This window comes from Xanthomonas bonasiae (assembly GCF_014836395.1).
GTDB lineage: Bacteria > Pseudomonadota > Gammaproteobacteria > Xanthomonadales > Xanthomonadaceae > Xanthomonas_A > Xanthomonas_A bonasiae.
In genome coordinates this window covers 200,421-214,776 of record NZ_JACSQX010000003.1, presented here as the reverse complement: position 1 = coordinate 214,776, position 14,356 = coordinate 200,421, and the positions used below count along the sequence as shown (strand labels likewise).

At 67.8% G+C, this 14,356-nt stretch carries 11 protein-coding genes and 1 tRNA gene; 4 read left to right on the top strand and 8 right to left on the bottom strand.

The window, feature by feature from the left end:
- Positions 1-5: 5 nt before the first annotated feature.
- The 3 genes from H9658_RS05885 to H9658_RS05875 all read right to left on the bottom strand — a co-directional run bounded on the left by H9658_RS05885 (position 6) and on the right by H9658_RS05875 (position 3,647).
- Entirely contained in the window at positions 6-1,883 is a 1,878-nt protein-coding gene (locus tag H9658_RS05885) for an ATP-binding protein (protein ID WP_191824696.1), read from the bottom strand.
- A 277-nt stretch (positions 1,884-2,160) separates the two neighbouring features.
- A complete protein-coding gene (locus H9658_RS05880) occupies positions 2,161-3,396 on the bottom strand; it encodes a tyrosine-type recombinase/integrase (RefSeq protein WP_191824695.1) in 1,236 nt (411 codons plus the stop codon).
- A gap of 175 nt (positions 3,397-3,571) precedes the next feature.
- A tRNA-Ala gene (locus tag H9658_RS05875) sits at positions 3,572-3,647 on the bottom strand.
- 258 nt (positions 3,648-3,905) lie between these two features.
- Between H9658_RS05875 and H9658_RS05870 the strand changes: the two genes are divergently transcribed.
- Positions 3,906-4,310 carry an H-NS histone family protein gene (locus H9658_RS05870; RefSeq protein WP_191824694.1) on the top strand — a complete coding sequence of 135 codons (405 nt, stop codon included), beginning with the start codon at positions 3,906-3,908 and terminating at the stop codon, positions 4,308-4,310.
- 292 nt (positions 4,311-4,602) lie between these two features.
- On the opposite strand, the gene rnd is transcribed toward H9658_RS05870, so the two are convergent.
- A complete protein-coding gene (gene rnd, locus H9658_RS05865; protein WP_191824693.1) occupies positions 4,603-5,688 on the bottom strand; it encodes a ribonuclease D in 1,086 nt (361 codons plus the stop codon).
- A 103-nt stretch (positions 5,689-5,791) separates the two neighbouring features.
- Between rnd and H9658_RS05860 the strand changes: the two genes are divergently transcribed.
- Entirely contained in the window at positions 5,792-7,699 is a 1,908-nt protein-coding gene (locus H9658_RS05860; protein ID WP_191824692.1) for a formylglycine-generating enzyme family protein, read from the top strand.
- Positions 7,700-7,781: 82 nt separating this feature from the next.
- A complete protein-coding gene (locus H9658_RS05855) occupies positions 7,782-8,693 on the top strand; it encodes a M48 family metallopeptidase (RefSeq protein ID WP_191824691.1) in 912 nt (303 codons plus the stop codon).
- Between the two features lie 81 nt (positions 8,694-8,774).
- Here the strand turns inward: H9658_RS05855 and H9658_RS05850 are convergent, their stop codons facing one another.
- The gene (locus H9658_RS05850; RefSeq protein ID WP_191824690.1) at positions 8,775-10,547 is read right to left on the bottom strand and encodes a vWA domain-containing protein; all 1,773 of its coding nucleotides are present in this window, start codon (positions 10,545-10,547) and stop codon (positions 8,775-8,777) included.
- A 175-nt stretch (positions 10,548-10,722) separates the two neighbouring features.
- Between H9658_RS05850 and H9658_RS05845 the strand changes: the two genes are divergently transcribed.
- On the top strand, positions 10,723-11,181 hold the full coding sequence (locus H9658_RS05845) for a DUF6491 family protein (protein WP_191824689.1): 459 nt from the start codon (positions 10,723-10,725) through the stop codon (positions 11,179-11,181).
- A 139-nt stretch (positions 11,182-11,320) separates the two neighbouring features.
- Here the strand turns inward: H9658_RS05845 and H9658_RS05840 are convergent, their stop codons facing one another.
- From H9658_RS05840 to ftsY, 3 genes are all read right to left on the bottom strand, one after another.
- Entirely contained in the window at positions 11,321-11,599 is a 279-nt protein-coding gene (locus H9658_RS05840) for an oxidative damage protection protein (RefSeq protein WP_191824688.1), read from the bottom strand.
- A gap of 30 nt (positions 11,600-11,629) precedes the next feature.
- Positions 11,630-12,691: an A/G-specific adenine glycosylase gene (gene mutY / locus H9658_RS05835; protein ID WP_191824687.1), complete on the bottom strand. Its 1,062-nt coding sequence runs from the start codon at positions 12,689-12,691 to the stop codon at positions 11,630-11,632.
- A gap of 161 nt (positions 12,692-12,852) precedes the next feature.
- Positions 12,853-14,217 carry a signal recognition particle-docking protein FtsY gene (ftsY, locus tag H9658_RS05830; protein ID WP_191824686.1) on the bottom strand — a complete coding sequence of 455 codons (1,365 nt, stop codon included), beginning with the start codon at positions 14,215-14,217 and terminating at the stop codon, positions 12,853-12,855.
- Positions 14,218-14,356: the final 139 nt, after the last annotated feature.

The following is a 14,356-nucleotide window of genomic DNA, read 5'->3' as shown; positions in this document are numbered from 1 at the left end:
GCGACCTACGGTACTTCAGGCGGGGCAAGCATCAGCTCAATGTCCGACAACCATCCGCGCATCTCCCCGGCCGGATCAATCTGGCCAAGCATGTGAGCGTCCATTGCCGGCACCACAACGTCGGCTAGCCACGCCTTCACCTTGTTGTGTCCCCACCTGGCCCCAGCAGGGGCGTGCAGATTGAGTTCTGCTGTCAGCAGCGCCGGAACATCATCGTCAGGTCCAAACGGCCCCGCGAGATTGCACGCAAGTTGCAGCGCCTGCGCACATGCGTTGATCGCCGCATGATGGACGAAGTTCTCCATCTCATTTCTTGATGTCGAAACCCCTTTGCAGCCGGCGCGCTGATTCACCGCATTCACTTTGTCTTGATGCTTGGCAGGGGCACCGGAGGGGGCGTCACGGTCATAAAGATGGAACTCTGGACGATTCAGTGCATGCAGACGTGAGGACCACAGCGCTAGATTGCCCGCCCCGCCAGACGGCACGAACACCACTTCGCCTGTCAGCTCCAGTGCTTCGAGGTTAGGAACTGGGGTCCCATGCGACCGGAACATCTTGCACAGGCTTTTTATAAAAGTAATGTCATGGATGCCTTCCACAACGATAAACACCTTTACCGTGTGATCCGGCAATACACCCAGGCTGTCGGCTATCGCCTTATTGACTGCGTCCCCGCCGCCGATGGTGATGCTCCTAGCGCCATTTGCATCCTTGCTTAGGAATCTCAAACAGGTACTCGAGAGTGAACGCGCCAGGTTAGGCGTATGCGTTGTGACGATCACCTGATCGTCGCCCACGGCAAGCTGCTGCAATGCCCGCATCAGCAGACGCTGATTGTGCGGATGCTGACTGGTCTCCGGCTCTTCGATAGCGTAGATGGTTGACTGCGCCCCCCTCTCCCGCATGACCCGCTCGGCCTTCGCCCGGAAGAAATTCAGAAGGATTAGGCGACGCACGCCACTTCCCCGCTTATTCAACGGGATTTCATCGTCGCCTGTAATGCTGGCTTTGATAAGCGTGGCCCAGTTCGGCTTCTCGAACTTCGGGGCCAGTGTGTCTGCGACAGCCGCATCCATCTCCTTCAGCTTCTGCAGCGTGAGATCGGCTACTTTCTTAACTTCCTGCTCTACGAACGTCATAACCGCCTGTAGTTCCACAGCCTTTGCAGCGACCGCCTCCTTGATGGCAATCTTCAGCGGGTCTTGTGCTTCAGAATCCTGGTCGGAACTCTGGCGGTCGCTCTTGAACAACGCATAGAGCGGCAGCGTCGCCTTTAAACCATCCCACACCTTTATCGAGTTACTCTTGTCGTCAACGCCATCACCGCCGATAAGCAGATCACTAACAACTGTCTCCAGCTGCCCGACTTTGGTACGAATGGCTGATCGCAGATCGCGCTTCACAGTCCTGTTGACCAATGACATATCCACGCCAACCTCCTCGGCCCGAGCCTTTAGTTCGTCGATCTTCAGAGCTATTAGGTCCTTGACCTTTTCGGCGCTGGGATGGACAGCCTTCAGACGTAGGGCAGTGAGCTTCGGCTTCTCGATTGAGCAGTTGTAGACCTTCGTGATTTCCAGCTCGCCGTCCGCGTTGAGTAGATATTCGCCACCCAGGCTGGTCGAAGCAGTTTCGTCAAGGATCAGTTCGTTGGGCAGGTCCCAGAACACGCATGTGACGGTTACTGCCTTGGCTACTCCTCCTTTCGAGGCATCGTTCTTGTCGAGAGCCTTGTCGTTGAAAAAAACGTCTAGCGCATCCAGCAGTGTTGATTTGCCGGCGTCGTTCCGTCCAACAAGAGCAGTGAGATCGTCGAACGTCACCGTGAGTGGGCTCTTGTAGCAGCGGAAGTTCGCTACCGTCATTGACTTCAACTTCATGGGGTCCCCTTGGTGGCTATGACTTTCCTTTTAATATTACCGGAACGCAAGAACCGTCAATCGCGTTGTTGGGACGTTGACCCGATGGCAAGGCAGACCTTCACGAACGTCGCCTATGCGGGGTACGCACGGGGTCGCTTGTAGGTGGATAGCGGCCGTAGGGAATCGAGTTACCAGCGTCATCGCTGTATTTAGCTAAATGGTGCGGTGTCCAATTGATATCAGCACCCGTCCATAGGTGAGGATGGGGCACTCGAGGGAGCGCCTAGACCTCAGTTCAGAGCATGCTTTGCGCTACTCTCTGCTTGAAGGGAACGACCTTGCTAGTGGCGTCAGCTTTCAGTGTGTTGAGGTAATCCGCCCATGCCTGCATCATCTTTCGGCGTTCCTCCAGGTACTGAGCTTGGTTGTAGATGCCGCGCACGCCGGGCATCTTGTGGGTTAGGGCTGCTTCGATTGCATCGGGGTTCCAATAGCCCATCTCGTTTAGCAATGTGCTTGCCATGTGTCTGAATCCGTGGATGGTGCTTTCGTCTTTCTCGATACCACAGCGTCGCGCGGCTACTAGAATGGCGTTGCCAGACATGTGCTTGCGCGGGTCGCGCCCACCAGGGAAAACGAACTCGCCGCGCCCAGTTAATGGCTGTAGGTCGCGAAGAATTTCCACTGCCTGAGTCGAGAGGGTGGCGATATGGGTGCGCTTGGTTTTGGTCACAAAGTAACGCCACTGTCTGGCATCAAGGTCTAGCTCCGTCCACCTCATACGGACAAGCTCGCCAGGTCTAGCGAACAGCAACGGTGCCAGTCGCAGGGCACTCCTAACCACTGGCCGACTGGTGCTGATGTCAATCTTCCGCAGCACGGTCGTCGCTTCATCCGATGTGGTGGCAGCAGCGAACGGCATGGACCGCCAGGGAGTCAGCGCTCCTTTCAATGCACCTGTCGGATCGGCTTCGGCCCGGCCAGTACGCACTGCGTACCGAAAGACTGCGCCGCAGGTCTGCAAGGCTCGATGAGCAGTCTCGATGGCGCCTCGCTGTTCGATCCGCTCCAGGTGCTTCAGCAGTTCCGGGGCGGTGATGGCTGCGATGGGGCTGCTGCCGATCCAGGGAAAGATGTCGCTCTGTAAGCGGCGGATGATCTTGTCCGCGTACTGGGTACTCCAATCCTTCTGCTGCTTGGCGAACCAGTCTCGGGCGACGACCTCGAAGCTGTTCGCGGCGGCGGCCTCGCCAGCGGCCTTGACGGCCTTCCGCTGTTCGCCGGGGTCGATCTTGGCCGCGAGTAGGCGGCGCGCTTCAGCCAGCCTCTCCCGCGCGTCCGAGAGGCTCACTTCCGGGTAGGTGCCGAACGACAGGGTGTTGCGCTTGCCGGTGACCGGGCGGCGATAGTCGTAGCGCCACCAGCGTGCGCCGTCTGGCCGTAGCAGGAGATACAGGCCGTTGCCGTCGCGCAGCTTCTGGGGCGTAGCGGTGGGTTTCGCTTTACGGATGGCGGTATCGGTGAGAGGCATTGGGCGGCTCCTTGGCGGTAACAGGGTAGGGGATGCCCTCGCTACCGCCAAAATTACCGTCAGCTACCGCCGGATTTGCGCGGTCTCGGCTAGACTGCCTCGGAAACAAAAAAGGCCGGAAAGCCTTATGTCGCAGGGCTTTCTGGCCTTGTTTGCACCGTCTAGGACGGAAAGATGGTGGAGCGGAAGGGGATCGAACCCTCGACCTTCGCATTGCGAACGCGACGCTCTCCCAGCTGAGCTACCGCCCCACATCAGACGCATAGTCTAACTGGCCCGGGGCATGCGTGCCAAGAGGGGCGATGCGAGGCGCCGGCGCGGCGCCTTCGCATCGCTGCCGGTCGGCTGCGGTTGGGGCTGCCGCTGAACGCGGAAATGAGGCGCCGTATCCGGGCAGCCGCCGGGCAGAGCCGATATAATCGTGAGCCGAAATCCTCGCCAGACGATTTCGTCGTTCCGGATGAAATATTCCGTCCGTTCCAAATCTTTTATCCACGGGTCTTTGAAAAATGACGGAAGTTCGCAACTTGCAGCAGATCGCAGAAGCCAAGGCCAAACTGCACGAAGAGATTCGCAAGCTGGAAGAGCAGGAGAAGCAGGCGCGCGAAGGCGAGACCAGCGCTGCGCACGCCAACATCCTGTCGCTGCTCGAGCAGTTCGCCGAGTTCTTCAGCGCCAAGCAGCGCAACGAGATCGCGGCCTACGTGACCAGCGCCGCGCCGAAGGTGGCCAGCGCCAAGTCCGCCGGCGGCCGCAGCGAGGTCAAGCCGAAGTACCAGCTGCCGCACACCGGCGAGACCTGGTCCGGCCGCGGCCGCACGCCGAAGGCGTTCGCCGCATGGGAAGGGACCGCCGCCTACAACGAATGGAAGGCGCGCCATCCGGATCTGAAGTTCCCGCTGGTCAAATACTGATCGGTCGAAGAAGGCCAGGCTTCCTGGCCTTTTTTATGCGCGCTGGTTTTATGCGGCCTTGGCGTCGCCCGCGTTTTGCCGCGGATACACCGTGGCGGAGAAGCGTTCGATGAAGGGAATGCGCCTGGATTGACCGAAGGCCGGGCGGCGGCATGGTCGTCGCTGTGACTCTTGCGCCGCTGTTCGCGGGCGACGGATCCCTGTAGGAGCGGCTTCAGCCGCGACAGACGTTATCGGTAACGCCCGTCGCGGCAGAAGCCGCTCCTACAAATACCAAATACCCTCGAATCCCTCAGCCCGCGCTGCCGAGCAGCGGCTGCAGCGTCGCTTCCAGTTCGCGGCGGCGCCAGCCGGCCAGCGGCTGCGGCCATTGGCCGCTTTCCAGCAAGGCTTCCAGGTGCTTGCGCGAGGCGAGCAGGCCGTCGGGCAGGCCGAGTTCGGCGCTGCGTGCGGATACCGCGTCCTGCAGCCGTTTCAAGGCCGCCTTGTTGTCGTCGCTGGAGGCCAGCGCCAGCGGCGCGTCCGCCTCGTCGGGCAGCGGCGTGGTCAGCGCCTGCCACAGCGCGTCGCCGAGCTTGCGCGGCGCCTTGGGGTGCTTGTCCAGCAGCGCCTGCAGCTCCTGGCGGTCGGCCGGCGGGAAGCGCGCCAGGGTGGCGGCCAGTTCGTTGTCCAGGATCCAGCTGCGCGGCTTGTCGCTGTGCCGCGCCTGCACGTCGCGCCAGCGCAGCAGGCGCAGCAGGCGCTGCTGCGAGGGCCGGTCCATGAACTGCGCCGAGCGCATGCCCAGGTGCGGCCAGCGCTCGCCTTCGTCGTGCTCCACGGTGCCGAGCAGGCGCTCGCCGTCCTCGTGCAGCCAGGCGCTGCGGTCCAGCGTCTGCAGCCGCTGCTGCAAGGCGTCGTGGATCGCGAACAGGTGGCGCACGTCGTCGGCGGCGTAGTCCAGCTGCGCCGGCGACAGCGGGCGGCGCAGCCAGTCCGAGCGGGTTTCGCCCTTGGCCAGGTGCACGCCGGTGATTTCCAGCACCAGCTTCTGGTAGCCCATGCCGGCGCCGATGCCGGCCAGGCCGGCGCCGATCTGGGTGTCGAACAGGGGCCGCGGCAGCGCGCCGCAGGCGCACTTGAACGCGACCAGGTCTTCGCTGGCGCTGTGCATGACCTTGAGGATGGACGGGTCCGACAGCCATGGCGCCAGCGCCTGCGGCATGCCGGGAATCAGCGGGTCGATCAGCAGGATCTCGTCGGCCACCGCCATCTGCACCAGCGCCAGTTGCGGCCAGTAGGTGCGTTCGCGAACGAATTCGGTATCCAGGCCGATCCTGGCCGGGCGCTGCGCCAGCCGTTCGGCCAGCTCGGCGGGTTGCTTGATCCAATAGGGCACGTGGTTTCCGTCGAATGCAGGGTTTGCTCAGGCAGGCGAGAATAGCCTAACGTCGGCCCGCCGGCCGCACGGACGGAGTGGCGCGGATGCCATCGGGAGGCCAATGTCGTTGGGAGGAAGCGTGCGTACGAGCGGCCCTGTGATCGCCTGGACCCTGCTGGTCGCGCTGGCGTGCGGCTGCAGCGGACCGGCGCCCGCGCCACCGGCCCAGCCCACCAAGCCTGCGCCCGCCAGGCCGGCGCAGGCGGCGGCAGCGGCGGCCGGCAAGCCGGTGCAGGCGGCCAGTGTCACCATCGGCGGCGAGGATGCCGCCGAGACGGTGGCGCGCTGGCAGCCGCCGCTGCCGACGCTCGAGCGCGCGCAACTGGCGCAGGCGCGCCGCGACGCCGCGCGCGCGCTGGCCGAGGACCGCCTGTTCGAGGACGCGCAGTCGGCGATCCCGCTGTACCTGGCGATCCGCGCGCTGGCGCCGCAGGACCCGGTCGCGCGCGACGGCCTGCGCAAGGCGCGGCGCCGGCTGCTGCAACTCGGCGGCGACCTGCTGCGCGTATCGGAGCAGCAGGAGCAGGCGCTCGAGCGCGCCGATCGCATCGCGATGGTGGCGCTGTCGCTGGATGCCGACGATCCGGCGGTGCGGCGCCTGCAGCAGCGGGTGGAGACCGCGCAGCGGGTGCTGGCCTACAACCGCGCCGGCGAAGACGATCTGCGCGCCGGCCGGCTCGGCGAGGACGGCAACGGCGCGCTCGCCAACTTCCGCGAAGCGTTGCAGTTGGACGCGGACGATGCGCGTGCGCGGCAGGGCGTGGCGGCGGTGGAGAGCGCGCTGATCCGGCGCGCCGAGGCGGCCGCGACGGTGTCCGATTTCGCCGCCGCCGGCAGCTGGCTGGCGCGCGCGGCGCGGATCCGCGACGCCGCCGCCACCGTGCGCGACGCGCGTGCGCGGGTGGAAGGCGTGCGCACCGCGCGCATCGCCGCGCTGCGCGACGCCGGCCTGCGCGACCTGGCCACGCCGGCCGGACTGAAGGCGGCGCGCGAGAAACTGGGCGAGGTGCTGCGCATCGCCGATCCGGGCGATCCGGTGGCGGCGATGCTGCGCGAGCGCATCGACCTGGCCACCCACTACGGCAGCTTCCGCCCCGGCCAGGTGTTCACCGACGGCATGAGCAACGGCGAGCGCGGGCCGCAGATGATCGTGGTGCCGCACGGCGGCTTCCGCATGGGCGCCAGCGCGACCGAGCCGGGCGCGATGCCGGCGGAGCAGCCGCTGCACTACGTGCGCTTCGACCGCGGTTTCGCGATGTCGATCACCGAGGTCACCGTGGCCGAGTTCCGCCGCTTCGTCGAGGTCAGCGGCGCGCGGCCGCGGGCGACCCGGCGCGGGCATTCGATCGTCTACGACGAGCGCAGCGGCAACTTCGTGCGCCGCAGCGGCACCGACTGGCAGTCCGGCTACAACGGCGCGCGCGCCGCGCCTAACAGCCCGGTGATGCACGTCAGCGTGCGCGATGCCGAGGCCTACGCGGCGTGGCTGTCGCAGCAGACCGGGCGCCACTACCGGCTGCCCAGCGAGGCCGAGTTCGAATACGCGCTGCGCGCCGGCGGCCGCGGCCGCTATCCGTGGGGCAACGCCGGCACGCCGCCGCGCGGCGCCGGCAACTTCACCGGCGGCGGCGACGTCTCGCCCAGCGGCCGGCACTGGAACAACGCCTTCGTCGGCTATGCCGACGGTTTCTGGGGGCCGGCGCCGGTCGCCAGCTTCAAGGCCAATGCCTGGGGCCTGCACGACATGGGCGGCAACCTCAGCGAGTGGGTCGCCGATTGCTGGCATTCCAGCTATCGCCGCGCGCCGGCCGACGGCGCCGCCTGGTACAACCCCGGTTGCCGCTCGCGGGTGGTGCGCGGCGGCAATTGGGCCAACGCGCCGGAGCAGACCCGTGCCGCCTGGCGCTTGATGCAGGACTCCGACACCACCAGCGCCAGGGTCGGTTTTCGCCTGGTGCGCGGAATTTGACGCGGCCGCGCACCGCACGTCGTTACAGTGCGCGGCACAGGCAGGCGCCATCGCCGCCCACCAGCCAGCAAGGGGATTGGACATGAGCAACGTCTTCGGCCGCCAGGGCGGGGAACAGGGCGGAGGCCGTCGCGGGCCGCTGGGCGGGGTGCGCTGGCTGGTGCTGCTGGGTTTCGCCGTGTACGCGGGCTTCTATTGGTTCTCCAATCGCAGCGAGGATCCTTACACCGGCGAGAAGGTGCTGATCGACAATGCGCTCGGGGTCGAGGACGAGAAGGCGCTGGGCCTGCAGGCTTACCAGGAGATCCTGGCGCAGGAACATCCAGTCGATCCGCAATCGCAGGTGGCGCAGCAGGTGCGCGCGATCGCGCAGCGGCTGATCGCCAAGGTCGACGTGGTCGAGGACGCGCTGGCCGCCGAGCACGGCATGCAGGCCAAGCACTATGCGCGCGGCTTCGACTGGGACGTCAACGTGATCGAGTCCGAGCAGGCCAATGCGTTCTGCCTGCCCGGCGGCAAGATGGCGGTCTACACCGGGCTGTTGCCGGTGGCCAAAAATGCCGATGCGATGGCGGTGGTGATGGGCCACGAGATCGCGCATGCGCTGCTGCGCCACGGTGCGCAACGCATGGCGCAGCAGAAGCTGACCCAGATCGGGCAGATGGCCGGCGCGGCCAGCGGCATGGACCCGCAACAGCAACAGATGGCGATGGCGGCGATGGGCTACGGCTACCTGCTGCCGTACGCGCGCAGCCACGAGACCCAGGCCGACGAGGTCGGGCTGATGCTGGCCGCCGCGGCCTGCTTCGATCCGCAGGAGGCGGTGCCGCTGTGGGAACGGATGAGCGCCAGCAGCGGCGGCCAGGCGCCGCCCGAGTTCTCGTCCACGCACCCGAATCCGGGCACGCGGATCCAGAACCTGCAGGCGCTGATGCCCAAGGCGATGGAGTACCGGCAGCGCTTCTGCGAATCGGCGAAGACCGCGCAGCGTTGAGCGTGGCGGCAGGCGCGGGCGACTGAGCCGGCGTCTGCGGCTGCTCATGTCGGGGCGTGCGCAGCCTGCGCACGCCTGCGCTCAGCGCGTGGACACCTGCGCTGCCGCCGCTGCGGCCGCGTCTGCCGCATCCACCGCATCCGCCACTTGTGGCGCGGCCAGGCGCTGCCCGACCGCCAGCAATTCGACGAACTCGCGCCGGTCGCCGCTGCGGTCCTCGCCGGTCGCCGCGCGCGCCGCGTCGGCCACCTGCGCCCAGTCCCAGCCATCGATGTGGGTACCGCCGCGCAGCAGGTCGGCGTAGGCGGCGGCCGCGGCGGCGAAACGCAGATCCGCGCTTGGCTGTGCCGTCGCCGCGGCGGTCGCGATCGTGCTCTGCAACAGGCGGCTGCGCTCCTGCCCCGGCAGCTTGTAGCGCAGCCGCAACTGCGCCAGTTCGCCGGCGTGCAGCGGCGTCTGCGCCGCCGGCGCCGGTGCGGCATAGCGCAAGGCCGGCAGGCGCTGCGGCGCGCTGCCCACCGGGGTGATCTCGTACAGCGCGGTGACGCTGTGGCCGGCGCCGATCTCGCCGGCATCGACCTTGTCGTTGGCGAAATCCTCGCGCGCCAGCAACCGGTTCTCGTAGCCGATCAGGCGGTATTCGGCGACCTGCGCCGGATTGAACTCGACCTGGATCTTGACGTCGCGGGCGATGGTCAGCAGCGTGGCCTGCATCTGCTGCACCAGCACCTTGTGCGCCTCGCGCGCCGAATCGATGTAGGCATGGTTGCCGTCGCCGACGTCGGCCAGGCGTTCGGCCATCGCGTCGTTGTAGTTGCCGCGGCCGAAGCCGAGCGTGCTCAGCGCCACGCCGCTGCGGCGCTGGTCGGCGACCAGGGTCTCCAGCGCGCCGCGGTCGATGGTGCCGACATTGAAGTCGCCGTCGGTGGCTAGGATCACCCGGTTGCTGCCGCTGGCGACGAAACTCTTGCGCGCGGTCGCATAGGCCAGGCGGATGCCGTCGCCGCCGTTGGTGCTGCCGCCGGCCTGCAGCCGTTGCAGCGCGGCGAGGATCTCGGCATGGCGGTCGCCGGGCGTCGGCGGCAGTACCAGTCCGGCCGCGCCGGCGTAGACCACGATCGAGACGCGGTCCTGCGCGCGCAGCTGCGGCACCAGCATGGCGAAGGCCTGCTTGAGCAAGGGCAGCTTGTCCGCGCTTTCCATCGAGCCGGAGGTGTCGATCAGGAACACCAGGTTCGCCGGCGGCATCGCCTGGCGCGGGACGTCGTAGCCCTTGATGCCGATCATCAGTAGCTGCCGCTGTGGATTCCACGGCGCGGGCGCCAGCTCGGTGGATACCCGAAACGGCGTGTCGCGGTCGCGCGGCGCCGGGTGCGCGTAGTCGAAGTAGTTGATGAATTCCTCGGCGCGCACCGCATCGGCGGGCGGGCGCTGGCCATCGCGCAGCATGCGCCGCACGTTGGCGTAGCTGCCGGTGTCCACGTCGATCGAAAAGGTGGACAGCGGCTGTTCGCGCGCGCTGTGCACTGGGTTGTCGGTTGGATGTTCGTAGCGTTCGCGGTCCAGCGGCGGCATAGGCATGTAGACGTCGATGCCGGTATTGCCGGCCACCGACGGCGCGACCGACGCTGCGGCCTGCGCCGGCGGCGCGGGTGGGGATGGCGGGGCCAGCATCCGCGGCGGCGCGGGCTCGGCCAGGCGTTCGCTCGGGATGTAGGCCTCGGGCACGGCGGCGGCATCGATCGCCGCCGGCGCGCGTGCGGCGACGCGATCGTCGCTGGTGGTGCTGCAGCCTGCCAGCAGCGCGGCGAGGATCAGGGACGGCAGGGCGGTGCAGTGCGGGCGTAGTTGCATGGTGGGCGCTCGGTGTGGGTCCGAGGCTGCAAACGCGCGATGGCCGGCAACGGGGTTGGGCCCCCGCCGCGGCTTCGGTCCGCCAGCTGCCTTGTGGCTGAACGCGCTGCGCGCACGCACGCGGCACGGCATGGCGCGGGTGCATCATTCGCGCATCGCCACCGGAGCATTCGCCATGAAACGTCTCTTGCTGTCACTGCTCGGACTGGCCGCGCTGGCCGGCTGCGCCACCAACCGGATCAGCGACGACGAGCGCCTGGCGCTGTACCGCGCGCACGCCGCCGCGCCGGTGCGCGACTTCCAGTACTACAACCGGATCAGCGGCTGGACCGCGCTCGGCGACAGCGCGCTGGCGGTGTGGACGCGGCCCAACCAGGCCTATCTGCTGGAGCTGAGCGGCCGCTGCCCCGATCTGGACTTTGCGCCGACGATCGCCATCACCCACTTCAGCGACCGGGTGTCGGCGCGTTTCGACGACGTGCTGGTGATCGGCGGCAGCCCGGGCGCGATCCGCCTGCCGTGCCGCATCCAGAGCATTCGCCCGCTCGACGTGAAAGCGCTGCGTACCTCGGAAAAGGAGTTGCGCGAGGCCAAGGTGCAGGAGCGGTCGCAGCAGCCGGCGCCGGCGCAGTAGCGTCGGCGTCAGGCGTTCTGCGGTCGCTATCGAAGCGGGCGGGCGCAGCGTGTAGGAGTGGCTGCGGCTGCGGCGGACTTTGCGGATGGGTTCTGTCGCGGCTGAAGCCGCTCCTACAGGGGGCGTGGCTTGCCTGGGCTCAGGATTCCTGTTCGGGTTCCACGTAGCCTTCGGGCTTGGGCGCGCCGCCCTGGAACAGGAATTTCTCCAGTTCCGTTTCCAGGAATGCGCGGTGCTTGGGATCGCGCGGCGACAGCCGGTTCTCGTTGATCAGCATGGTCTGATGCGCCAGCCATGCCTGCCAGCCGGCCTTGCCGATCTGCGCGAACACGCGCTGGCCGAGTTCGCCGGGATACGGCACGTAGTCGAGCCCTTCGGCGTCGCGTTGCTGGTACTGGCAGAAGACGGTGCGGGACATGGCGGTTCCTGGTGGCGCGGTGGGCGACGATCAGAGGCCGTCGAGCAGTTTGCGGATCGGGGCGGGCAGGCCGAGTGCGGACAGGTCGGCACGCGCGACCCAGCGCAGGTCGTCATTGTCGCGTACCGCGTCGCGCAAGGCGACCTTGCGCAGGCGCAGCGGCTGCAGGTGCAGGCGGTAGTGGCTGAAGGTGTGCACGATCGGCGGCATCGGCTCGGCATCGTCGAAGCCGCGGCCGCGGATCTCGCGTTCGAACCAGGCGCGCAGCTCGCTCTCGCTCTCGGCCTGCGGCAGCGTCCACAGCGAGGCCCAGATGCCGCTCGGCGGGCGCCGCTGCAGCAGCAGCTCGCCGGCGGCGTTTTCCAGCAGCAGCGCCAGCGCTTCGCGTTCGGGCAGGGTCTTGCCCGGTTTCGGTGTGGGCAATGCCTCGACCAGGCCATCGCGGCGCGCCACGCAGTCGTCCTGCAGCGGGCACAGCACGCAGGCCGGGTTGGCGCGGGTGCACAGGGTGGCGCCGAAATCCATCTGCGCCTGGGTGTAGTCGGCCATGCGCCCGTCGGCGACCGCGGCCACGTGCGCCTGCGCGATCGCCCACAGCGGTTTCTCCACCGCCGGCAGGCCCGGATAGCCGGCGATGCCGTGGTAGCGGGTCAGCACGCGCTTGACGTTGCCGTCCAGGATCGGGAAACGGTCGTTCCAGGCCTGGCTCAGGATCGCGCCGGCGGTGCTGCGGCCGATCCCGGGCAGCGCGTGCAGCGCATCGAAATCGCGCGGCAGTTCGCCATCGTGCAGCTCCACGCAGCGCTTGGCGGCGGCATGCAGGTTGCGCGCGCGGGCGTAGTAGCCCAGCCCGGCCCATTGCGCCATCACCGCATCGGTGCCGGCCGCGGCCAGGTCGGGCAGGGTCGGAAAGTGCTGCAGGAAGCGCAGGAAATACGGGATCACCACCGCGACCTGGGTCTGCTGCAGCATGATTTCCGACAGCCATACGCGATACGGGCTGCGCGGATGCTGCCAGGGCAGGTCGTGGCGGCCGCTGCGGTCGAACCAGGCGAGCAGGCGGGGGGCGAAGGTGTCTGGGGGCTGGCGCATGCTGGCTTTGTCTTTCCTTCTCCCCTCGGGAGAAGGTGCCCCGAAGGGGCGGATGAGGGTACGGGCGAAGCCCAGCGCGGTTCGGACAGCGCAAGTGACTGCGCAGCGGACTTCGCCGTACCCTCGCCCAACCCCTCTCCCGACGGGAGAGGGGCTTTGGGTCAGGCGCCCAGCGCTTCCGGCAGCAGGGCGTCGACGAAGGCTTCGGCGTCGAACACGCGCAGGTCTTCCGGGCGCTCGCCGATGCCGGCGAAACGGATCGGGATGCCGAACTCGCGCGCCAGCGCGAACACCACGCCGCCCTTGGCGGTGCCGTCGAGCTTGGTCACCACCAGCCCGGTGACGCCGACCGCGGCGTGGAACTGGCGCAGCTGCGACAGCGCGTTCTGGCCGGTGGTGCCGTCGATGACCATCAGCACTTCGTGCGGCGCGGCCGGATCGAGCTTGCCGAGCACGCGGCGGATCTTGCCCAGCTCGTTCATCAGCCCGGTCTGGGTATGCAGGCGCCCGGCGGTGTCGGCGATCAGCACCTCGGTGCCGCGCGCCTTGCCGGCCTGCAGCGCGTCGAACGCGACCGAGGCGGCGTCGGCGTTCTGGCCCTGCGCGATCACGGTGACGCCGTTGCGATCGCCCCAGGCCTGCAGCTGCGCCACCGCGGCGGCGCGGAAGGTGTCGCCCGCGGCCAGCATCAGGCTGTGCCCGTCGTCCTTGAAGCGCTTGGCCAGCTTGCCGATGGTGGTGGTCTTGCCGACGCCGTTGACGCCGACGGTGAGCACCACGAACGGCTTGGCAGTGCGGTCGATCTGCAGCGGTTTGGCGACCGGCAGCAGGATCGCGATCAGGTCGGCGCGCAGCGCGCGCAGCAGCGCCTGCGCATCGACGAATTCGCGCGCCTTCATGCGCTTGCGCAGGTTCTCGATCAGCGCGGTGGTGGCCGGCACGCCGACGTCGGCGGTGATCAGCGCGGTCTCGATCTCGTCGAGCAGGTCGTCGTCGAGCTTGGGATTGCGCGAGAACAGGCCGCCGAAGCTGCGTGCGATGGCGCTGTTGCGCAGGCGTTCGCGCCAGCCCGGCTTGCCGGCAGGTGCGGCCGGCGCGGCGTCGCTGCGCTGCAGGTCGTCGCCTGCGGCGAGCGCGCTCGCCGGCGCCGGCGTGGGCATGGGCGCGCTGGGCGTCGCCACGGCGGGAACGGCCGGGGCGGGAACGCGCGCTTCCGCTGGCGCGGTCGGCGCCTGTGGCGGCAGCGGCGTTGCGCCGGGGGGCGGCACGGCGATCGGGGCAGGCGGCAGCGGTGCGGCGTCGGCGCTCGGACGGCCGCTGTCGCGCGCCACTGGCGCTGCGGCTGGCGCCGTGCGCGGCGGTGCCTGTTCAGCGACAGGCGCTGCAACGGCGGCGGGCTCGGCGGCAGGCGCTGCGCCGGCCGGCTTGGGGAAGGCGGCGGCCAGTTCCTCGATGCTGTAGCGCTGGGTGCTGCGGCTATCGCCAGCGTGGTCCTGGGGCTTGTTGCGACGGAATAGGCTGACCATGGATAACGCGTGTACCGGAAACCGGGAATGCTACCACTAGCGCCTGTTAGGCCCCTGTGGGGCCGGGATTGGGGATTGGGGATTCGGGATTCGCAACAGCGGCATTTTTGCCTCCTGCAGATGCAGCGCCCTTACGAAT